Origin of the sequence: Labrys neptuniae (genome assembly GCF_040797145.1) — a bacterium.
Classification (GTDB): Bacteria; Pseudomonadota; Alphaproteobacteria; order Rhizobiales; family Labraceae; genus Labrys; species Labrys neptuniae.
In genome coordinates this window covers 149232-170965 of sequence record NZ_JBFNQD010000006.1, presented here as the reverse complement: position 1 = coordinate 170965, position 21734 = coordinate 149232, and the positions used below count along the sequence as shown (strand labels likewise).

Genomic DNA, 21734 nt, shown 5'->3' with positions numbered 1-21734 from the left:
ATCGATTACACCTCATCGGCTATAACACGAGAGGGACCTAACTCGGTTCCGCGCATGCCTGGAATATGATCGGCCGAGATGACCTCCCGGCAATGAGCCTCGAAGGCGTCGACGATGCGCGGGCGCCGCATGTCCTTCAGGCAGGCCAGCCCCATCACCATCGGGGCGGTATTGCCCTCGAGCTCGACATAGGCGAGAGGGCGGCCGTTTTCCGCCATCATGTTCACCGGCCTCACCGTCAGCATGGAAAAGCCGAGGCTCGCACCGACATAGGACCGCAGGGTCGAGGGGCTGGCCGTTTCGGCGACGATCCTCGGGGTGATGCTGCGCTGCTCGAACATGGAGAGGAAATATTGGCGGCTGAGCGGCAGGTCGAGCAGGATGAAGGGCTCGTCGGCCAATTCCTCCAGGCGCACGCTTGATCTGGTGGCGAAACGGTGGTCGGCCGCCAGCAGTACATAGGAGGGCATTTCCACCAGGGGCTGGAAGCTCATGTCCGGCGTCAGGTTGAGCTGGTAGGTGAGGGCGATGTCGATCCGGGCAGATCGCAGGCCTTCCAGCAACTCGGCCTCGCTGCCCTCGGTCACCACCATCTGGGCATCGGGATATTTGGCGATGAAACCGCGCCAGAGCTCCGGCATGATCAGGGAGGAGAAAGTGCGGAAGGAGCCGACATTGATCGGGCCCGACACGATGGAGCCGGCGGCATTGGCGACGTCGTAGAGTTCATAGGCGGCGCGCAGCGATTCCTTGGCGGCCCTGAGCAGGCGCTTGCCCGGTGTGGTCAAGGACAGGCCCTGGGCGTGCTGGCGCACGAAGATCTGCACGCCGAGCTCTGTCTCCAGATGCGAGATCGCCGCCGAGACCGAGGGCTGGGAGATGTTGACCAGCTCGGCCGCCCGCGTGACGCTGCCGGTCTCGCCGGCGGCGACGAAATAGCTCAATTGTCGCAAGGTAAAACGCATGGGTTGCTCCTCACGCGGCCTGCGGCGGCATCGGCGCCTCGCGTTGCAGGCCCTGAATCATTCGATCAACTGCCAGACAAAATCCTCGCTTCGGCACGGTCCGTCAAAGCGGCAACTGGCCGCTCGGGCACGCGATCACAGGCCAACGGCAAGGCGATCGACCAGTGCGGCGAGCATGGCATCGCAACGGCCGAGCTGGTCAGCGCCGACATATTCGTCGGGCTTGTGGCCCTGCGCCATGAAACCGGGGCCGCAGACCGCCGTCGCCAGGCCGAGCCTGTCCTGGAACAAGCCTCCCTCAGTACCGAAGGCGACCTTGAAGGGCGACTCCCGGCTTTCATTGATCAGGCGTAGCAACGTCACCACCGGGGAATCGACTGGCGTCTCCAGGCCCGGATAGGCATTGACCTCGTCGATGGCGATGGCGGCTTCCGGAAAGATGGGACGCAGCGGCGCGACGATCGCCTCGGCATCGTCCTTCAGACCGGCAATGATGGTCTGGGGATCATCGCCGACGACGTTGCGGATCTCGAACTCGATCTCACAGCATTCCGGCACGATGTTGAGGGCCTGGCCGCCGCTCATGCGCCCGGCGTGAAGGGTGGTGTACGGGATCTCATAGTGCTCGTCGCGCCTGCCGGTCTCGGCGAGGAGACGCTGGCGCTCGCGCAGCCTGCCGAGGAAGTCTGCCCCCAGATGCAGGGCGTTGAGCGCGAGCGGCGCCAGGGCCGAATGGCCGGCGCGGCCGGTGCAGCAGGCCCGCAGCGCTACCTTGCCCTTGTGCCCGGTGGCAATGCGCATGCCGGTCGGTTCTCCCACGATACACAGAGCAGGGCGGATCGGATGGCTCGACAGCCGGTCGATCAGGCTGCGCACGCCGACGCAGCCGATTTCCTCGTCGTAGGAAAAGGCAAGATGAAGAGGCGTCTTCAGTTCGCACCTGGCTGCCCGCAAAGCCGTGGCAAGGGCCGATGCCACGAAACCCTTCATGTCAGTGGTGCCGCGGCCATAATAACGGCCGTTCCGTTCGCAAAGGGCGAACGGATCCGTGCTCCAGGCCTGGCCCTCGACCGGAACGACATCGGTATGGCCGGAGAGCACGACCCCGCCATTGGTGGCGGGACCGATGGTCGCGAACAGATTGGCCCTGGTGCCATCCGGGCTCTCGACGAGATCCCAGCCGATGCCGGCTCCATCGAGCAGGCTGGTGACATAGCCGATCAGCTCGCGGTTCGATTGCCGGCTGAGGGTCGCAAAACCGATCAGGCGCTCGAGAATGTCCAGGGTCGTCGGTTCGATTGCCATGCTGTCATCGCCACATGAAAGGGCCCGATCCCGCGGACCGAGCCCCGATTGTATAGCCGCTCAAAGATCGCCTGGTACGCCATAGCTCGGCGCCTGGCTCGGGTCGAGGGCCCGTTGGACATAGGCTTCCATCTCGCCCTGCCAGCGCTGCCAGAGCCGGTCGAGGTCTTCGATCGGATCGCCCTCGCTCCAGTCGACCCTGAGATCGGCGACGGGCCAGGCCACATCCCGCACCAGCAGCATGCCGATGGAATGGACCGGGCCTTCCTCGCCTCCGGCCTTAACCGCGGCGCGCATCGCGCCGATCAGGCGATCGCCGAGCGACTGCTCGGACGCGGCCTCGAAGGCCGCGACCATGGCGACCGGTACCTCCGGCGACGACAGGAGGTTGCCGGCTGCGACCACGCCGGCGCCCTCGACCACCCGATGGGTACCGAGCGTCCGGCTGCCCGAGAAGGAGGCAGTGCGACCTTCGCTGTCGACGAGGGCGAGCTGGCGGAACTCGAGATGCGGGGCCTCGGCCTTGAGGCGTTCGAGGGCGTCCGGAGCCGACAGTCCCCCGGCCATCAGGTCGAGGCCCTTCGGCCCGAGCCGGGGATCGGTGATGTTCTGCGTGGCGACGACGCCGACACCGGCCCGCGCATGGGCGCAGCGCGCGGCGACGCAGGGCGAGGAGGAGGAGACGGCGATGCCGAACATGCCGGTCCGGGCGCAGCGCGCCGAGATCGAGAAGGTCATCGGGCTCTCCCTCAGGCCGCGTCGGGGATGACGGCGGTCACCTCGATCTCGACCACCCATTCGGGCCGCGCCAAGGCAGGCACCACCAGGCCGGTGGAGCAGGGATGGACGCCCTTGAACCACTCGCCCATCTCCAGATAAACCGCCTCGCGGTAGCGGATATCGGTCAGATACACCACGATGCGGCAGATATGGGCCATTTCGCTGCCGGCTTCCTCCAGCAGCATCTTGATGTTCTCCAGGGTTTTGCGGGCCTGGGCCCGGGGATCGCCGACATGCAGGCTCTCGCGGGTGTCGAGGTCCTGGGAGACCTGGCCGCGCAGGAACACCATGGTGCCGCGGGCGACCACGCCCTGGCTGAGATCGGTGTTGAGCTTCTGCTCGGGATAGGTGTCCTTGGTGTTGAAGGGACGAAGACGCTTGTGGATCATGATCGGGTACTCCGGGTGCCGAATTAGCGTTGGGCGGCGAGGATGCGGTCCGACAGACCGGCGGATTTCTTGGTGAAGCGCAGGGCGTCGTTCCAGTCGAAATTGCGGTAGACGGCACCGAGATGGGCGAAGGGTGGTGACTGGGCGAAGAGCTGGAAGGTCAGCCGATGGCCGGCATAGTCGGAGTTGAGCAGGTCGCGCGCGAAGGCGAGCAGCTTGCGCCGGTCGTTGCTGTCCCAGTTCTCGTTGAGCGTGTAGTACTTCTTCAGCCAGACACCGGCTTCCTCGTCCGCGAAGCTGGCGGCGTCGGGCGTCACGCAGATCTGGCCGCCGCAGAGCTCGCGGGCGATATGCATCATGTGATGAAGCTGCGAGCAGGCATGCACGCGCCCCGTCATCAGGAGGGACTGGTTCGGCATCATCAGGCCGCCAGGGCTCTTTTCGGCATTGGTGATCGCGGCGGTCAGATGCGCGTTGATGCCCTCGCGGTAGCAGGCGAGCGTCGCCAGCTTTTCCTGGACCGCCTGCTGGTTTTCCAGGCCCGTCTGGCGCACGTTCCATAGGGCCGCGCCGATCAGCATGTCGGCGAGCTTGAGGTTGCGCTGCACGAAGGCGAAGGCCGAATAGCGGTGCAGCGTGGCGCGGATGAAGGCAGCCGCCTTGGTGTGCTGGTAGAACAGCACGTTCTCCCAGGGGATCAGCACATCGTCATAGATGACCAGGCAGTCGACCTCGTCGAAGCGATTGGCGAGCGGATAGTCCTCGGCCGGGGCGCGGCCGGCAAAGCCGGTGCGGGCGATGAAGCGCAGGTTGGGCGAGGAGAAGTCGCATACGAAGCCGACGGCATAGTCGGACAGCTCCGAATTGCCCCAATTGGCGATGGTCGGCTTGGTGAAGGCCTGGTTGGCATAGGCCGCGGCGGTCTCGTATTTGGCCCCGCGCACCACGATGCCGGCATCGGTCTCCTTGACCACATGCAGGAGCATATCCGGATCCTGGTCCTGCGGCCGCTTGGAACGGTCGCCCTTGGGATCGGTATTGGCCGAGACGTGGAAGGGGTCCCGGTCGACGACGCGCTGGATGTGGTTGCGGATGTTGACGGAGAAGCGCGGGTCGACCTCGTTCAGGATATCCTGGCCGTCATAGAGCGACCACATCTCGCCGGCCGTCTCGTCGCCGACGCGGGTGACGACGCCGCCGACATCCTCCAGGATGGTATCGGTGGCCAGGCGCTTGGCGTGCCAGTCGTTCTGGCTGTGGGGCAGCTTGAGGCCGACGGAATAGCGCTCGCCATTTTCCTCATAGCTGAGGATGTCGCGGGTGGCGTCCTCATGCGCGAGGTCGTAGATGCGCGCGCGGATGTCGACCAGCGGCTTGAATTGGGGGTGGACGGTGACGTCCTTGACGCGCTCGCCATTGATCCAGATGCGCCGGCCGTCCCGGATCGAATCCCTGTATTGCTGCCCCGTTCTGAGCATGGTCTTTCCTTCGAAGTTTTCAGCGACATGAAGGCATGTCGCCAGGTGTGCGGCGGGTGAGCCCGCTTTGCATGTGCGCTAGATCTTGGGCGCCCGGTCGAAGGCGCAGACCGTCGATCAGGGCAGGCAGGGCTTGCCCCGTGATGCGGGAGGTTGGTGGTGCCGGCCGTAACGACCGGCACCGGTGAGGTCAGGCGACTAGTTCGTCTTGGTGGTCCAGGCGCCGTCCTTGACGACCTTGATCTCGATCTCGACCGGGATCTGGGTCTGGCCGTGATCGTCGAACGAGGTGGTGCCGAGCACGCCGTCATGCTTGATCGAGCGGATGGCCTGGGCGAGCTTGGCCTTGTCCTCGATGCCGTTGTCGGCGATCACCTTCAGGAGGATCTGCGTCGCCTCATAGGCATATTTGGTGTAGGGGCTGGGCGCCTCGGCATAGTTCTGGGCCTTGTAGTCGGCCTCCATCTTGGTCAAAGCCGGGTTCGACTGGGAAGCCGGATAGCTCACCATGGTGCCTTCGGCGGCCTTGCCCGCCACCGAGATGAATTCCGGATCGTAGAAACCGGAAATGCCGATCATCGGCATGGTCAGGCCGAGCTCGGCCATCTGCTTGCGCAGGATGCCGGCCTCGGTGATGACGCCGCCGAAATAGATGGCGTCGGGCGCCTCGCCCTTGATGCGGGTGAGGATGGTGCGAAAATCGGTGGTGCCGACCGGGAGCAGGTCGGTGGAGGAGGTCTGGCCGCCGGCCTCGCCGAAGAACTTCTTGAAGAAGTCAGCGTTGGAGACGCCATAGTCGGAGGTGTCGGCGACGATGGCGACCTTCTTGGCACCCAGCGTCTTGAAGGCCCAGCCGGCCAGAGGCTGGTTTTCGGCCACCAGGGTCGGGGTAACGCGGGTGATCTCGGGCAGGTTCTGCTCGGTGATCTTCGGGCCGATGGCGCCCCAGACGATCATCGGCATCTCGAAGCGATGGAAGACGGGAATGGTGGCGAGCGCCACCGGGCTGTTCCAATGGCCCGTTGCCGCCACCACGGCTGAATCATTGGCCAGCTTCATGGCCGCCGAGACGCCGGTCTGCGGGTCGGAGGCGTCATCGAGCGCCACGCCTTCGATCGTATAGGGATAATTGCCCTCATTGGCCTGCTTGATCGCGAGCAGGAAGCCGTTGCGGGCGCCCAGGCCCTGGGGCGCGTTGCCGCCGCTGAGGGGGCCGAGGAAGCCGATCTTGATGGTGTCCTTGGCCAAGGCCAGAGTCGGCAGCGAGGCCATGGCGGTCGCCAGCAGCACACTGCCGAGGAGGCGGCGCCGGCGTGCGTTGAAGATGGTCATGTCTATTCCCTTGCTCGATGGTGCGCCGGACCACGGCAGGATGGCTGGACTTGTCTTCTTGTTTGGGAGCCCGTGGCCGGTCGGCTTGTCCGAAGACGAGAGCAAGGGTGCGAAGTTTTTGCGAAAGCGAGAAGTCGCAATTTTTGAAGCACTGCCTCAGAAATGCCTAAGCAGCGCCGGCTTTCATCACTGCCCCGCCTATGCCTAGAAAAGAAGACCGGACACTCGGCAAACGAGGCGGGAGGGGAATTCTATGGATGCGCTGCTCGCGCAATATCTGCTCAACTGGCTGGTGCTGGCCAGCATCTATGCCTTGGTGGCCTTGGGGTTCAGCCTGCTGTTCGGCGTGCTCAATGTCATCCATTTCTCGCATGGCGACGTCTCGATCACGGCGCCCTTCGTCGCCCTGGCGATGATCCAGATCCTGACCGGCGGCATGCTCGGCTTCGATACCGTGCCGGCCGCCCTGATCGCCTGCCTGATCGCGATCGCTTTTGTCGGCCTGCTCGGCGTGCTGCTCGACTGGCTGGTGATCCGTCGCTTCCGCAATGCCCCGGCCATGATGGCCCTGGTCGCCACCGTGGCGCTCGGCACCGTGGTGCGCGAACTGATCCGCAGCTTCTATCCGCAGGGCAGCAATCCCAAGCCCTTCCCGGCCCTGGTGACGGGCGAAGTCTCTCTGTTCGGCCTGACCATACCGGCCTTCAGCCTCACGGTGATCGTGCTCTGCATCGCCATGGTGGCGGCCCTGTTTGCCCTGATGCGGCACACGCCGCTCGGCATGCGGATCCGGGCCGTCGCCGAAGACCGCAACACGGCGCGGCTGATGGCGATCAATCCCAGCCGCATGTTCGCCGCCACCTTCCTGCTCGCCTCGGCGGTCGGGGCCATCGGCGGCCTGTTCTATGCCAGCCATGCCGGCGTGGTGCGCTTCGATTTCGGCATCCAGCTCGGCCTGATCGGCTTTTCGGCCGCGGTGATCGGCGGCCTCGGCTCGATGCAGGGCGCGATCATCGGCAGTCTCCTGATCGCCGGCATCGAGATGCTGGCGCAGGCTTTGCTGGCGGATGGCGCCTCCTATCGCCTGGTCTGCATCTTCGTGCTGGTGATCTGCGTGCTGGTCTTCAAACCCTCGGGCCTGCTCGGCAAGCCTGTCTTCGAGAAGGTGTGAGCGATGGCCGCCACCACGCATAATCTGTCGCAGGCCCGTGCCGGCGCGTCGCTCGGTGCCCTGGCCATCGTCCTCGGCGTCGAGCTCGCCGGAGCCGTCCTGCTCGGAGCCCTGCTCCTGGCCGAACAGACCTGGATCATCGTCGCTTTGCTGGCCCTGCTCGGGGCGGGTTTCGCCGTCCTGCAGCTCAGGCCGCAGATCGAAGAACAGATCATCGCCGCCTTCCGGCAGCACCGCGGCGTTGCCATCATCCTCGGCATCGCCATCGTCCTGGCGTTTCCCTTCTTCATGCAGGGCAGCAGCTACGCACTGCATCTGCTCATCGTGGCCCAGCTCTATTCGGTGCTGGCGCTCGCCCTCAATTTCCAGCTCGGCAGCGCGAACATTCCGAACTTCGCGACAGGTGCCTCCTATGGCATCGGCGCCTATACCTCGGCGCTGCTGGCGATCAATTTCGGCATTTCCTTCTGGCTGACCCTGCCGATCTCGGCGGTGGTGGCGACCCTGTTCGGCTTTGCGCTCGGCTTTCCCTCCATGCGCACCAAGGAGAGCTACCTTGCTTTGGTGACCATCGCCTTCGGCATCGTCATCCAGCAATTGCTCAACAACCTGTCCTGGACGGGCGGACCCAACGGCCTGGTCGGCATTCCCGCGCCGACCTTCTTCGGGCATTCCTTCATCAAGCCGCTCTACATCTTCGGCTACAAGCTGCCGAGCCAGGCCAATTTCTATTATCTCTCGGCGGCGCTGGTGGGGCTTGCCATCCTCTCGGCCGGGCGCCTGCATCACAGCCGGGTGGGCCTGGCCTGGAATGCCTTGAGGGCCGATCCGCTCGCGGCGCGCTGCCAGGGCATCAACGTGGTCTGGTACAAGATCCTGGCCTTCGGCGTCGATGCCTTCCTCGCCGCCTTCGCCGGCACCATCTACGCCTTCTATGTCAGCTACATCTCGCCGGACAATTTCACCTTCGTGGTGTCGGTCACCATCATGACCATGGTGATCGTGGGCGGCATGGACAACACGCTCGGCGTGATCATCGGTGCCTTCCTGCTGACACTGCTGCCGGAAAAGCTCCGGGTGTTCTCCGACTACCGCCTGCTCTTCGTCAGCGTCATCGTGATCGCCTTCCTGATCCTGCGGCCCCAGGGGCTCTTCCCGCAGCGCGCGCGCAATTATGGGGGCCAGCCATGAGGGAGCCGGTCATGAGCCAGGCGCTTCTGGAGACCCGCGGCCTGACCATCCGCTTCGGCGGGCTGACGGCGGTCGATGGTGTGGACCTCAGCCTCGGGCGCTCCGAGATCCTGTGCATCATCGGGCCGAACGGGGCGGGCAAGTCCACGCTGTTCAACGTCATCACCGGCATCTACCGGCCCTCCAAGGGCACGGTGGCGCTGGAGGGGCGGGACATCACCGGCAATCCCGCCCACCGCATCGCGGCCGCCGGCATCACCCGTACCTTCCAGTCGAGCCGGCTGTTCAACGACCTCACCTTGGTCGACAATGTGGTGATCGGCATGCATTGCCGCACCCGCACCGGCGTGCTCACGGCGCTGCTGCGTCCGGGCAAGGCCCGCGCCGAACTCGACGAGGCGGCGGAGCGAGCGGGCGAATTGATCCGCTCCATCTCGCCCGACCTCTATGAGCGGCGCCATACCCTGGCGGGCACGCTGCCGCAGGCCGACCGCCGCCGCCTGGAGATTGCCCGGGCGCTTGCCTCCGACCCGAAGGTGATCCTGCTCGACGAGCCGTCCTCAGGCATGGACGACCGCGACACCGATGCCCTGATGGCCAGCATCCGCTCCGTCATGGCCCGGCGTGCCGGCCTGTCCTTCCTGATCATCGAACACGACATGCGCCTGGTCAGGGCGCTGCCCGACAGGGTTGCCGTCATCGATTACGGCCGGAAGATCGCCGACGGCGATTTCCAGGAGGTGCGGCAGCTGCCGCGCGTCCAGCAGGCTTATCTCGGACACAAGGCCGGCCATGCTTGAACTCAAATCCGTCTCGACCAGCTATGGGCCGGTGCCCATGCTGCGCAACGTCTCGCTTGCCGTGAACAAGGGTGAGCTCGTCTGCCTGCTCGGGCCGAACGGAGCCGGCAAGAGCACGACCTTCAATGCCATTTGCGGCCTGATCAGGCTCGATGCCGGTTCGATCGGCATTGTCGGCAAGGAGGTGGCGGCGGTGGGAACCGAACGCCTGTCGGCACTCGGCGTCGGCTTCGTCCCCGAAGGGCGCCGGCTCTTTCCGACCCTGAACGTGCGCGAGAATCTCAAGCTTGCCTTCGATGCCTCCAGATGCCGGGTGCCGTTCGAGGACCGGCTGGAGGCGATGGCCGGCCTGTTTCCGCGCATTCGCGAGAGGCTGACGCAGGGGGCGGGGACGATGTCGGGCGGCGAGCAGGCCATGGTGGCGCTGGCCCGCGCCCTGATCGGCAACCCGCAGCTGGTGGTGATGGACGAACCTTCGCTCGGCCTCTCCCCCAAGTTGATCGACGAATATTTCGACATCGTCGGGCGCATCCGCGACGAGGGCAAGACCGTGCTGCTGATCGAGCAGAATGCCGAGACCGCGCTCTCGATCGCCGATCGCGGCTATCTCCTGGTGCGCGGCCAGATCGCGGCGAGCGGCACCAGCAAGGACCTGCTCGCCAACGACACGGTGCATCACCTCTATCTCTAAGCGGGCACTTGCCAGTCTCGGGCGTGCTGCGGCTTTTCCGAACCCGTGCCGCGGAAATCCATATTTTCCAGCGCCGACGAATTCCGGAAGGATCGTCGGCCTGAACGGCCGGGGTGACACCGGCTTCAAGACCAATGGGAGAAAGCGGATGGGCGTGGGGATCGATCCGAAGGTGCGGGAGAAATTTCTCGGCGGCATGAGCCAGGCCGCCTGCACCGTGAACGTGGTCTCCACCGACGGCCCGGCCGGCCGGGCAGGGGTGACCGTCTCGGCCATGGCCTCGGTCTCGGCGGATACGGAGCTGCCGACCATGCTGGTCTGCGTCCATCATCTCAGCCCGGCGGCGGCCAAGATCGTCGAGAACGGTGTCTTGTGCGTCAACGTTCTGCGGGACGACCAGTCCTACATCTCCGATGTCTTCGCCGGGCGTTTCCGCGACGAGATCGGCGACAAGTTCGAATGCACCGAATGGGTGACGGCCTCGACCGGCGCGCCGCGCATCGCCGATCCCCTGGTGGCGTTCGACTGCAAACTGCTGTCGAGCGAGAAGGTGGGCACGCATCACATCTTCCTGTGCGAGGTGCGCGACATCCATCTCTCCCGCCACGGTTCGCCGCTGATCTATGCCAATCGGTCGTATGGCTCGTCGAACCGGATCGAGGGGGCGAGTTCGCTGCGCGCGGCGCTGGCGGGCGAGACCGCCAGGCTGGTGATCGGCTGCTTCCACACCTTCGGGCCCTATCTCATGCCTTCTCTCATCCGCGAGATGGGCGGCATCGGCGTCAAGCTGATCGAGGGCGATCATCGCCGCCTGCGCGAGAGCCTGCTGGCGGGCGAGAGCGAACTGGCGCTGCTCTATGATTTCGACCTCGGCGAGGAATTCGAGAAACTGTCCCTGGGCGAGTTGACGCCCTATGTGCTGCTCGCCGCCGACCATCCGCTCTGCCACCAGAGCGAGGTGGCGCCCGAGGACCTCGCCGCCGAGCCGATGATCCTGCTCGACGCCCCGCCCAGCCGCGACTATTTCACCGGCATTCTCGAAGACGCCGGCATCAAGCCCTTGATCGCCTATCGCTCGATCTCCTTCGAGATGGTGCGCGGCATGGTGGCCCATGGCCTGGGCTATTCGATCCTGGCGACCAAGCCGGCCTCGGACATGAGCTATGACGGGCTCAACCTGGTGACCCGCCCCCTGACCGGCAGGCACCGCGAAAACCGCATCGTGCTCGCCCACCGCGCCGAACGCGAACTCTCGCCCGCGGCCCGGCATTTCGCCGATCTATGCGCCAGGCGTTTTGCAAAGCAGTGAGCTCGTCTCGTAGTGGCTGAATTTTACTAGCGAAGTTGCATAGCCCCTCACCTTATCTCTCCCCGTAAGAACGGGGCGAGGGGACTTCGACCTAGCGCTTCGTGTCGAAAAGATACCGTCTCGCCCAACGGTTGGGCGAGACGAGAGATCTGGGGATGGATTGCGGCGTCTGCGCCTCCTCGCCCCGTTCTTACGGGGAGAGGTAAGGTGAGGGGCAGCAGCATTCGTGCAAGAAATGGCCGAATGCCCCAAGCACCACCCTCCTAGGGCGTGATCAGGATGGCGCCGACGACCTGGCGGGCCTCGGCGGCCTCATGCGCCTTGGCGATCTCGTCGAGCGAGAAGCGCTGCCCGATGTCGACGCTCACATGCCCCTTGGCGACCGCGTCGAAGAAATCGGCGGCGTTGGCGCGGAAGCTGACGCTATCGGCATTGTGGGCGAAGATCGATGGGCGGGTGATGAACAGGCCGCCCTTCTTGTTGAGAAGGTCGAGGTCGATAGCCGGCGCCGGGCCGGATGCCGCGCCATAGGACACGACCAGCCCGAAGGGCGCGGCGCAGTCGAGCGACTTGATCAGCGTATCCTTGCCGACGGCATCATAGACCACGCGGGCCTTGCGGCCGCCGGTTGCCGCCAGGAAGGCTTCGGGCCAGGCGGGATCGTTGAGATCGATCACGGCCTTGCATCCGGCGGCGAGGGCGGCCTCGCGCTTCTGCGGCGAGCCCGTGGTGCCGATGACGGTCGCCCCCAACGCCGTTGCCCAGCGGCTGAGGATCTGGCCGACACCCCCGGCAGCCGAGTGGACCAGCAGGAGATCGCCCGGCTGGACAGCATGGGTCTTGCGCAGCAGATATTGCGCCGTCATGCCCTTGAAGAACAAGGTGGCGGCCGCCTCGTCGCTGACGGAGGCGGGCAGGACGGCAAGCTTGTCGGCCGGGACATTGCGCCTGTCGGCATAGGCGCCCAGGCCCGCATTGATGTAGGCTATCCTGTCGCCGACCTTCAGTTCATCGACGTCTGCACCGACCGCTTCGACCACGCCGGCGGCCTCGAAGCCGAGCCCGCTCGGCAATTGCAGCGGGTAGATGCCCTTGCGCTGGTAAATGTCGATGAAATTGAAGCCGATCGCCGTGTGCCTGACATGGACGTCGCCGGCGCCGGGCGCGGGCAGGTCCCGCATATCGAGCTTCATCACGGTGGGGGCGCCGTATTCACTGACGACGACTCTGCGTTGGACGGACATGGAGCGTTTCTCCCGGGTGAACCGTATTTCGGTGTCACCCTCGTTATGATCTCCCTACATTTCGTGATAAATGGGGAGATCGTTGCAACACTTGAAACAATTCATTTCAAATTAATGGACAGATTCACCAGCATGGGCGTGTTCGCCAAGGCCGTGGAGGCGGGGTCCTTCTCGGCCGCCGGCAATGCGCTCTCGATGTCCTCGCAGATGGTGGGCAAGCATGTGCGCCTGCTGGAGGATCACCTCGGCGTCAAGCTGATCAACCGCACCACGCGGCGCCAGAGCGTCACAGAGATCGGGCGCAGCTATTACGAGCGGGTTCGCACCATCCTGGCCGAGGTCGAGGCGGCCGAAGTGCTGGCCGCCGAGACACGGGCGATCCCGCGCGGCCAGATCCGGGTCAATGCGCCGGTGACCTTCGGCGCGCATGAACTGGCCCCAATCCTGCCGGACTATCTGGCCGCGCATCGCCAGGTCGATGTTGAGCTCACTTTGTCCGATCGCGTCGTCGACCTCGTCGACGAGGGCTATGACGCCGTCTTCCGCGTCGGCCCCTTGGCCGATTCCAGCCTGATCGCCCGGCCGTTGCGGCCGATGACCTTCACCGTTTGCGCGTCGCCGGTCTATCTTGCGGCGCATGGCCATCCTGAAAAGCCGGCCGACCTCAAGAACCATGAAAGCCTCGGCTTCATGCACGGCAATACGCGCGACCAATGGCGCTTTGCCGGTCCCGACGGTCTGGAGACGGTCGAGCTCTCCTATCGCTTCCTGGCCAATAATGGCCAGGCCCTGCTTACGGCGGCCCTGGCCGGCCTCGGCATCATGCTCCAGCCGAGTTCGCTGGTGCAGAGCGAGATCGAGGCCGGACAGCTGGTCCGGCTGCTGCCGGGCTATGAAGTCCCGCCACGGATCATGCACATCCTCTATGCGCCGGATCGCCGGATCACGCCGAAGCTGCGCTCCTTCGTCGACTTTGCCGTCGCCCGTTTTGGCTGATCATGGCTGGGACTGGTTTTCCGCTGCATGGTCATGGACCTTGCCGGAACCGCCGACGGCCACGACGTTGAAGGGCCTGCCGTCGACCTTGATCTCCCCGGCCGCGGTGAAATCGGCGGCATTGACGAGGTGGAGGGTCGAGGCGAGCGGATCGGTCACCACGATCCTGTCGCCGGCGACGGCCACGCGCGGGCGCGGATCGCTCCAATGCCCATCCATCGAATAGGGCTGCGTCAGTTTCAGCGATTTGACGATCTCGCCCTTCAGTACGTCGACCTGATGCAACTGGCCGTCCTCGGTGACGACATAGGCGAATTTCGCCCGGATGGGGTCGACGGCAAAATGGACGCGCCGTGTCGGAAGCTGGACGAGGCGGAAGCCACCGGCTTCGGAGGGGTCGACGATCAGGATGCGGTCGGCGCCGTAATTGCCGATGAAATATTGCAGGCCCCTGCCGCCGATCAGGGTCGAGGAACTGCCCTTGGGCAGGGAGGCGGCATAGGGAAGGTGCCTGATCACCGGAACGCCGGTGCCCTGCCCGATCAGCAGCAGCCCGGTGTCGCACGCCAAAGCATAGAGGCTTCCCGAGCCGGCCGAGCCATGCAGGCCGGGGCAGGGGATGTCGGGGCCGACAGGCTTGCCGTCGAAACCGACAATCCTGGCGCCGATCGGGCGCTTGGAGGCATCTTGCGGATCGGGGATGGTGATCACGGCGCCGTTGTCATAGGGCACGGCCACGCCGTGATGGGGCGCGACGACATCGACACTGCGCGGATTTGCCTTGTCGTCGAGGACATCCTGTTCGGTGAAGAGGCGCGTCCTGTCCTCGCCGTCGAACCATTGCGCCACCAGGCCCTGGCGCTCGACGAAATGGCCGGGCTTGCTGCCGGTCATGCCGAGACCGAGCAGTTTGGGATCATCGATGTCGATATCGCCATGGTCGCCGTGATCGTGAAAGGCAATGCCGGTCGAGATCGCCGACACCGTTCCGGCCGAGCCCTGCACCGCGAACACCGTGCGGCCGCTTTCGCTGCGGTAGAGCGATGCGGGACCCTTGATGCTGAAGCGGGCGAGCATGCCGCCGTTCAGGGCATCGATGACATGCACCACCGGGGCCGCGTGATCGGACACGAATAGCCGCCAGGCGGTGACGTCGTCTTCTTCGGCAAGAGCGACGTTGCCCGCGGGACCGAGGGCAAGGCCGAGGCCCAGGGCCCAGGCAAGATATGGCAATGGCTTCATGGTTTTCTCCATGGATCGAGATTTGAGGGGTTGGCGAATGAAAGGCAGGCCGGTCGCGGCCTGTCGGGAGCAGCTAGCGGCGAGTGATTGCGCCTGCGAGCGTCCGGGCGTTGTGACGCATCATCTCGACATAGGAGGCGGCGGGGCCGTCCGGTTCCGACAGCGCATCCGAATAGAGCGTGCCGCCCAGCGGCAGGCCGGCCTCGCGGGCGATCTGCCCGACCAGGCGGCTATCGGCGATGTTCTCGGCAAAGACGGCGCTGGCATGCTTGAGGCGGATCTGCCGGATGATGCCGGCGACATCGGTGGCCGACGCCTCCGCCTCGGTCGAGACGCCCTGCGGTGCCAGGAAGGCAAGGCCATAGGCCGCTTCGAAATAGCGGAAGGCATTGTGCGCCACGACCACGACGCGTTTTCCGGGGGGGATGGCGGCGATCATGGCCCGGATCTCCCGGTCGAGACCGGAAAGCACCTGCAGATAGGCGTGGGCATTGGTCTTGTAGAGTTCGCAGCCCTCGGCGTCGGCGCTGCAGAAGGCCCGGGCGATGGCTTCGACATAGAGGCTGGCATTCGCCACGTCCTGCCAGGCATGCGGGTCAAATGGTGCCGGGTGAAAAACGGCCTTGCCGTCATGATGATGAAAATGCCCGCCGGCCGGATCCTCGAGGGCTTCGATGCCGCCCGAAAGCTCCACGACGGTGGCGGTGCTGCCGCTGGCTTCCAGGAGACGCTTGAGGAAGCCCTCGAACTGCAGCCCGTTGACGAGGATGACATCCGCCTTGGCCATGGCGATCGCATCGGCCGGCTTGGGCTCATAGACATGGGCGTCGCCGTTCGAGCCGACCAGGACGCGCAGCCTCACCCGGTCGCCGCCGACCTGCCTGGCGAAATCGCCGATGATCGAGAAGCTGGCGACGACATCGAGGGGTTTTGCCACCGCGGCCGTCGCGGTACCCAGCAAGGCGGCGAGAACGGCGAAGACGGGCAGGATCTTGATGGGAAGCATGCGGGCAGGTCCGTGTGGTCAGATGGCGCGACGGCGCGGTGAGGCGTGCAGCGAGAGCCGCAGCCCGCGTGGGCCGAGCAGCAGCGAGCCGAGATAGAGCGAGCCGGCCGACAGGATGATGGCGGGGCCGGAGGGCAAGGCGGCGTGATAGGAGAGCAGCAGGCCGGCGAGGGAGGCGGCCAGCCCGAAGGCGATCGCCGTGAGGCACAGGCTGGCGGCCCGATCGGCCCAGAACCGGGCGGCAGCCGCGGGCAGGATCATCAGGCCGACGCAGAGCAGCGTGCCCAGAGCCTGGAAGCCGGCGATCAGATTGAGCACCAGCAGCACCAGGAAGGCGAAATGGAGCGCCGGGCCGAGCTTGGACACCGAGCGCAGATAGAGCGGGTCGAGGCATTCGGCGACAAGGCCACGCCAGAGCAGCAGGACCGTCGTGCTGGTCACCGCCGCGATCAGGCCGATCAGGGCGAGGGCCTGATCATCGAGGGCGAGGACGGTGCCGAACAGGATGTGGAGCAGATCGAGGCCCGAGCCGCGCGCAGAGACCATCACCACGCCGGCGGCGAGTGAGATCAGGTAGAAGGCCGCCATGGCGGCGTCCTCCCTGAGGATGGTGAACCGCGACACTGCCCCGGCGCCGAGCGCCACCACGCCGCCGGCGATGAGGCCGCCGAGTGTCATCGGCACCAGCTTCAGCCCGAACAAGGCAAAGCCTGCCGCCGCGCCCGGCAGGATGGCATGCGCCATGGCATCGCCGGCCAGGCTCATGCGGCGCAGCATCAGGAAGACACCGACCGGACAGGCGCTGACGCAGATGAGGAACGTGCCGAGCAGGGCGCGGCGCATGAAGGCGAACTCCACGAAGGGAGCGAGGAGCGCCTGCTGCACCATCTCCATCACGCCGGCCCTCCGGCCGCGAGGCGGAGGACTTGCCTGCCCCGGTGCGCGGCCGCAGGCTCGGCTTCGGCGATGCCGGTGAGGCGCAGGATTTCGGGAAAGTGGCTTTGGGCCAGGTCGAGATCGTGCAGCACCGTCATGATCGTGCGCCCCTCGGCATGCCAATGCCGGATCAGGCCGAGCAGGACGGCGACGGTCTGGCTGTCGATGGCGTTGAAGGGCTCGTCGAGCAGGATCAGGTCGGCATCCTGCACCAGCACCCGCGCGAACAAGGCCCTCTGCATCTGGCCGCCCGAGAGACGGTCGAGGGGGATGTTCGCAAAGCCTTCGAGGCCGACCGCGGCGAGCGCCGCTCGTACGGCGCGCCGGTCGCCGGCACGATGGCGCCCGATCAATCCGCGTCGGGGCCAGAGGCCGAGGCCGACGAGGTCGATGGTTCGGGCCGGGAAGGAGCGGTCGAGTTCGGATTGCTGCGGCAGATAAGCGAGCCGGAGATTCGGGCCGATGGCGCAACGTCCCGCAATCGGCCGCAGAATGCCGGCGATGGTGCGCATCAGCGTGGACTTGCCCGACCCGTTGGCGCCGACCACGGCGGTGAGCGAGCCCCGGCGCACGACGTGGTCGAGCCCCGTCAGCACGGCCTGGTGGCCGTAACCAAGGCTGAGATCGGCGAAAGTGACGGCTCTGTCGGGCATGACCGCTGCAGTTCTCTCAATATGAGATGTTATAACATAACTATCGAGATCGGGGCGCTGATGCAAGCGCGCCGCCGCCGGTGCGACGAATGCTGCCGTGGATGACCTGTGGCGTTCGATGCTTTGGCGAAGTCACGTCACGATGCAGAGGCGTGACGTGACTTCGCCAAAGCATCGTGCCGAAAAGTGGGCGCCGATTCTCGGCAATAACGATGTCGTAGGGCGAAGTGGGGTTCGGAGGAACCGTACATTGCCCCCGGGAGTAGGCAGGAGCCGGCGACCCGCTTGCCTTGTCAGGAGGCGACCGGGAAGTGGCAGGCGACCTTGCGGCCGGGGCCATAGCCCCGCATCTGCGGGCGCTCCGTACGGCAGCGATCCTGGGCGACCGGACAGCGCGGGTGGAAGCGGCAGCCCGCCGGGGGCTTGAGCGGGCTGGGCACGTCGCCGGTGAGGATGATGCGCTTGCGCCTGCCGCTCGGTGTCGTCTCCACGATCGGAACTGCCGAGATCAGGGCCTGGCTGTAGGGATGGGCCGGGGTGGAGAACACCTCTTCGGCCGGCCCTTCCTCGACGATCGAGCCGAGATACATCACCGCGATGCGGGTCGAGACCTGGCGGACGACCGAGAGATCGTGGGCGATGAAGACATAGGTGAGGTTCAGCTTCTCCTGGAGATCGGCCAGGAGGTTGACGATCTGGGCCTGCACCGACACGTCGAGCGCCGAGACCGGTTCATCCAGCACCACCAGATCCGGATTGAGCGCGATGGCGCGGGCAATGCCGACGCGCTGGCGCTGGCCGCCGGAGAACTCGTGCGGATAGCGCATGACATGATCCGGCAGCAGCCCGACGAGATCGAACAGCTCAGCCACGCGCCTGGCGATCTCGGCGGAGGACAGTTTGGTGTGGATACGCAACGGCTCTGCCACCAGGTCGCCGACGCGCCGCCGCGGGTTGAGCGAAGCCGATGGATCCTGGAACACCATCTGCAGCCGGCGCCTCAGCGGCCTGAGTTCGGCCAGCGACCTGCCGGTGATGTCGTCCCCTTCGAAGATGAGCTGGCCTTCGGAAATGTCGTAGAGCCGGACCAGGCAACGGGCCAAGGTGGACTTGCCGCAGCCCGATTCCCCGACGAGCCCGACGGTCTCGCCGCGCCGCACCGTGAGGGAGACGTTGTCGACCGCATGGACGGTGCGCTTGCCTTCCGAAGAAAAGCGGCTGCCGATCGAGAAGCGCTTGCCGAGCGCGCGCGTTTCGAGGATCGGCTGGTTGCTGTCTGTCATTTCACCGCTCATGCTTGCGCCACCCGGAAGCAGGCGGCGGCATGCGTGCCGCGGCCGAGGTCCGGCTTGTCGGCCTGGCAGGGCTCGTAGCGTACCGGACAGCGCGGGCCGAAGGCGCAGCCCTGCGGCAATCGTAGCAGCGAGGGCGGCGAGCCGGGAATGGCCGGTAGGCGTCTGGGCTTCTCGCCGGTCAAGGGCGGGATCGAACCCAGGAGCGCCTGCGTATAAGGGTGCCTGGGGTCGGAGAACAATTCCGCCCGGCTGCCGCGCTCGACCACACGGCCCGCATACATGACCATGACCCTGTCGGCGAGCTCGGAGACCACGCCCATGTCGTGGGTGATGAAGACCACGGCCGAATTGTGGGTCGCGCGCAGCTTGCGCACGAGGTCGAGGATGCCGGCCTGCACGGTGACGTCGAGCGCCGTGGTGGGTTCATCGGCCACCAGCAAAGCCGGGTCGCAGGACAGCGCCATGGCGATCACCGCCCGCTGGCGCATGCCGCCGGAAAGCTGGTGGGGATAGCGCGACATCGCCTCGCGCGGATTGGGGAAGTTCACCTCCGCCAGCAGTTCCTCCACCCGTTCCAGCGCCTTGGCTTTGCCGATCTTGCGATGGGCCTGGATCTGCTCGGCGATCTGCCAGCCGATGGTGTAGACCGGCGTCAGCGCCGTCATCGGATCCTGGAAGATCATGGCGATCTCGTTGCCGCGCAGGCGCCGGAGCTCCCGGGCGGGCAGGCCCACCAGTTCGCGGCCCTTGTAGCGGATCGAACCCTCGATCCTAGCATTGGGATCGGTGATCAGGCCCATCACGGCCAGCAGCGACACGGTCTTGCCGGAACCGGATTCGCCGACGACGCCGAGGATCTCGCCTTCGGCGAGATCGAAGGAGACGCCATCGATGGCGCGCACCAGGCCGTCATCGGTGCGGAAGGAAACCCGAAGGTCGCGTACGGACAGCATCATGACGTCCTCACGCGCGGATCGAGGAGAATATAGACGAAGTCGACCACCGCATTGGCGAGGACCACGAACATGGAGGCATACATCACGGTTGCCATGATCATCGGCAGATCGAGGTTCTGCAGGGCGTCATAGGTGAGCTTGCCGATGCCGTGCAGGCCGAACACCACTTCGGTCAGCAAGGCGGACCCGCCGACCAGCGCCCCGAAATCGAGGCCGAACAAGGTGACGAAGGCGATCAGCGAGGTCCTGAGCGCATGGCGCAGCAGGATGCGCGTCTCCGACAGGCCCTTGGCTCGCGCCGTGCGGATGTAGTCCTCCTGCAGGGATTCGATGATCGCCGCCCGCAGCACGCGCCCGTAGATGCCGATATAGAGCACGGCGAGCGTGACCCAGGGGATGACCAGGGTGAGGAACCAGCCCTTGGGATCGTCGAGGAGGTTCTTGTAGCCGAGCGGCGGTACCCAACCGAACAGCCAGGTGTCGTGATAGCGGCTCTGGGTGATGAGATTCATCACCTCGCCCAGCCAGTAGACCGGCATGGAAATGCCGATCAGCCCGGCCGCCATCAGGAGCCGGTCGATCCAGCTGTTGCGCGTGGCGGCGGCGACCATGCCGATGATCACGGAGACCACCACCCACAGCACCGCCGCCCCGAACACCAGCGAGAGCGTGACCGGGATGGCGTCGAGCACCGCCGGCACCACCTTCCAGCCGCGATTGACGAAGGAGGTGAGGTCACCGGTGATGAAGATCTTCTTCATCATCAGGCCGTACTGGACGTAGAGCGGCTGGTCGAAACCGAAATTGTGACGTACCGCCGCCAGCACCTCGGGCGAGGCGTTGCGGCCGGCGATGCGTGCCGCCGGATCGGCGCCCGGCGTGGCGAAGAAGATCAGGAAGACGATGACCGAGATGCCGAACATCACGAACAGCATCTGGCCGAAGCGGCGCAGGATGGCGTAGATCATCAGTCGCGCCCCAGTTGCACTTTGGAGCGCGGATCGAGCGCATCGCGCAGGCCGTCACCGAAGACGTTGAGCGCCATCACCGACAGGGCAATGATGATGCCTGGCGCCAGGGCGACCGCGGGCCGGGTATAGAGCAGCGCCTGCCCGTCCTGGATGATGGTGCCCCAGCTCGCCGCCGGCGGCTGCACGCCGATCGACAGGAAGGAGAGCGCCGATTCCGTCAGCATGTTCAGCGCCATCATCAGCGGCACGAAGACGATCAGGGTGGTGGTGATGTTGGGCAGGATGTCGCGCCAGAGGATGCGCGATCCCGGCACCCCCAGATTGATGGCGGCGAGCACGAATTCGCTCTTGCGCAGCGACAGCACCTGCCCGCGGATAGGCCGCGCCACATAGGGCACGTAGACGATGCCGATGATGATGATCGGCAGCCACAGGCTCCCGGATTCGATCACGATCGGCCCAATCGAAATGCCTTGGGCGATGGTGACGATCGAAAGCGATATCGCCAGCAGATAGATGGGGAACGCCCACAACACGTCGAGGAAGCGCGACAGCACGGTGTCGACGATGCCGCCGAAATAGCCGGCGATCAGGCCGGCGGCCGTGCCGAAGATCAGCGTGAAGATGGTGGCGGCGCCCGCGATCATCAGCGAGTTGAGGCCGCCATAGAGAAGCCTTGCCATGACGTCGCGGCCCTGGCTGTCGGCGCCGAGGAAGTAGTTGCCGAGCCGCCAGGTCGGGCCGATCGGCGTGTAGCCGAGCCCGAGCCCCTCCGTCGATTGCTCCATCACCGGGACCTCGGCGCCGTCGATCTGGATGACGGCGTCGAGTGTCGAGGCGAAGGGGTCCACGCCCGCCCAGCGCGCATAGAGCGGTGCGCTGAGGCAGGCGATCACGATCAGCAGGAAGACCGCAAGGGAGGCCATCGCCGTCCGGTTGCGCCTGAGTTTCACGAAAGCGAGGGCCCAGGGCCCTCGCGTCTTGTACGGTATGGCAATGGCTTGGTTCGCCATGGGCGTGCCCT

The 21734-nt window shown here is 65.6% G+C and carries 21 protein-coding genes; 6 read left to right on the top strand and 15 right to left on the bottom strand.

Translation table 11 applies throughout. The annotated features are described in order from the left end of the window. Positions 1–5: 5 nt before the first annotated feature. The 6 genes from ABXS05_RS18790 to ABXS05_RS18765 all read right to left on the bottom strand — a co-directional run bounded on the left by ABXS05_RS18790 (position 6) and on the right by ABXS05_RS18765 (position 6249). Positions 6–965, bottom strand: a complete 960-nt coding sequence (locus ABXS05_RS18790) for a LysR family transcriptional regulator (protein ID WP_367625001.1) — start codon at positions 963–965, stop codon at positions 6–8. A gap of 135 nt (positions 966–1100) precedes the next feature. Continuing rightward, positions 1101–2270 (bottom strand): acetylornithine deacetylase, encoded by a 1170-nt coding sequence (argE, locus tag ABXS05_RS18785; RefSeq protein WP_367625000.1) that lies wholly within the window; start codon positions 2268–2270, stop codon positions 1101–1103. Positions 2271–2330: 60 nt separating this feature from the next. Then, entirely contained in the window at positions 2331–3008 is a 678-nt protein-coding gene (locus tag ABXS05_RS18780) for a DUF1028 domain-containing protein (protein ID WP_367624999.1), read from the bottom strand. 11 nt (positions 3009–3019) lie between these two features. Next, positions 3020–3439: a RidA family protein gene (locus ABXS05_RS18775; protein WP_367624998.1), complete on the bottom strand. Its 420-nt coding sequence runs from the start codon at positions 3437–3439 to the stop codon at positions 3020–3022. A 23-nt stretch (positions 3440–3462) separates the two neighbouring features. Then, the gene (locus ABXS05_RS18770; protein WP_149250518.1) at positions 3463–4917 is read right to left on the bottom strand and encodes a 4-hydroxyphenylacetate 3-hydroxylase family protein; all 1455 of its coding nucleotides are present in this window, start codon (positions 4915–4917) and stop codon (positions 3463–3465) included. A 198-nt stretch (positions 4918–5115) separates the two neighbouring features. After that, positions 5116–6249 (bottom strand): branched-chain amino acid ABC transporter substrate-binding protein, encoded by a 1134-nt coding sequence (locus tag ABXS05_RS18765; protein ID WP_367624997.1) that lies wholly within the window; start codon positions 6247–6249, stop codon positions 5116–5118. Between the two features lie 253 nt (positions 6250–6502). Here ABXS05_RS18765 and ABXS05_RS18760 point away from each other — a divergent pair, with 253 nt between their 5' ends. From ABXS05_RS18760 to ABXS05_RS18740, 5 genes are all read left to right on the top strand, one after another. Beyond that, a complete protein-coding gene (locus tag ABXS05_RS18760) occupies positions 6503–7420 on the top strand; it encodes a branched-chain amino acid ABC transporter permease (RefSeq protein ID WP_367624996.1) in 918 nt (305 codons plus the stop codon). A 3-nt stretch (positions 7421–7423) separates the two neighbouring features. Then, complete coding sequence (locus ABXS05_RS18755; protein ID WP_367624995.1) at positions 7424–8611, top strand: branched-chain amino acid ABC transporter permease; 1188 nt, start codon at positions 7424–7426, stop codon at positions 8609–8611. A gap of 11 nt (positions 8612–8622) precedes the next feature. Then, positions 8623–9411 (top strand): ABC transporter ATP-binding protein, encoded by a 789-nt coding sequence (locus tag ABXS05_RS18750; protein ID WP_367624994.1) that lies wholly within the window; start codon positions 8623–8625, stop codon positions 9409–9411. Continuing rightward, the gene (locus ABXS05_RS18745; RefSeq protein ID WP_367624993.1) at positions 9404–10102 is read left to right on the top strand and encodes an ABC transporter ATP-binding protein; all 699 of its coding nucleotides are present in this window, start codon (positions 9404–9406) and stop codon (positions 10100–10102) included. The genes ABXS05_RS18750 and ABXS05_RS18745 overlap by 8 nt, the downstream gene beginning before the upstream one ends. A 148-nt stretch (positions 10103–10250) precedes the next feature. Further along, complete coding sequence (locus ABXS05_RS18740; protein WP_311944866.1) at positions 10251–11411, top strand: LysR substrate-binding domain-containing protein; 1161 nt, start codon at positions 10251–10253, stop codon at positions 11409–11411. Between the two features lie 263 nt (positions 11412–11674). Here the strand turns inward: ABXS05_RS18740 and ABXS05_RS18735 are convergent, their stop codons facing one another. Then, the gene (locus ABXS05_RS18735; protein ID WP_367624992.1) at positions 11675–12655 is read right to left on the bottom strand and encodes a quinone oxidoreductase family protein; all 981 of its coding nucleotides are present in this window, start codon (positions 12653–12655) and stop codon (positions 11675–11677) included. A 114-nt stretch (positions 12656–12769) separates the two neighbouring features. On the opposite strand from ABXS05_RS18735, the gene ABXS05_RS18730 reads away from it, so the two are divergent. Beyond that, entirely contained in the window at positions 12770–13651 is an 882-nt protein-coding gene (locus ABXS05_RS18730; RefSeq protein ID WP_367624991.1) for a LysR family transcriptional regulator, read from the top strand. Here the strand turns inward: ABXS05_RS18730 and aztD are convergent, their stop codons facing one another. The 8 genes from aztD to ABXS05_RS18690 all read right to left on the bottom strand — a co-directional run bounded on the left by aztD (position 13652) and on the right by ABXS05_RS18690 (position 21723). After that, complete coding sequence (gene aztD / locus ABXS05_RS18725; RefSeq protein WP_367624990.1) at positions 13652–14893, bottom strand: zinc metallochaperone AztD; 1242 nt, start codon at positions 14891–14893, stop codon at positions 13652–13654. It abuts the gene before it with no gap. 73 nt (positions 14894–14966) lie between these two features. Then, positions 14967–15899: a zinc ABC transporter substrate-binding protein AztC gene (gene aztC, locus ABXS05_RS18720; protein ID WP_367624989.1), complete on the bottom strand. Its 933-nt coding sequence runs from the start codon at positions 15897–15899 to the stop codon at positions 14967–14969. Positions 15900–15917: 18 nt separating this feature from the next. Then, positions 15918–16793, bottom strand: a complete 876-nt coding sequence (locus tag ABXS05_RS18715; protein WP_367625120.1) for a metal ABC transporter permease — start codon at positions 16791–16793, stop codon at positions 15918–15920. Beyond that, complete coding sequence (aztA, locus tag ABXS05_RS18710) at positions 16793–17488, bottom strand: zinc ABC transporter ATP-binding protein AztA (RefSeq protein WP_367624988.1); 696 nt, start codon at positions 17486–17488, stop codon at positions 16793–16795. Before aztA ends, ABXS05_RS18715 begins: the two co-directional genes overlap by 1 nt. 293 nt (positions 17489–17781) lie before the next feature. Next, positions 17782–18771: an ABC transporter ATP-binding protein gene (locus ABXS05_RS18705; RefSeq protein ID WP_367624987.1), complete on the bottom strand. Its 990-nt coding sequence runs from the start codon at positions 18769–18771 to the stop codon at positions 17782–17784. Between the two features lie 8 nt (positions 18772–18779). Continuing rightward, the gene (locus ABXS05_RS18700) at positions 18780–19739 is read right to left on the bottom strand and encodes an ABC transporter ATP-binding protein (RefSeq protein WP_367624986.1); all 960 of its coding nucleotides are present in this window, start codon (positions 19737–19739) and stop codon (positions 18780–18782) included. Next, on the bottom strand, positions 19736–20707 hold the full coding sequence (locus ABXS05_RS18695; protein ID WP_311942048.1) for an ABC transporter permease: 972 nt from the start codon (positions 20705–20707) through the stop codon (positions 19736–19738). Before ABXS05_RS18695 ends, ABXS05_RS18700 begins: the two co-directional genes overlap by 4 nt. Then, the gene (locus ABXS05_RS18690) at positions 20707–21723 is read right to left on the bottom strand and encodes an ABC transporter permease (RefSeq protein ID WP_367624985.1); all 1017 of its coding nucleotides are present in this window, start codon (positions 21721–21723) and stop codon (positions 20707–20709) included. The genes ABXS05_RS18695 and ABXS05_RS18690 overlap by 1 nt, the downstream gene beginning before the upstream one ends. Positions 21724–21734 lie beyond the last annotated feature (11 nt).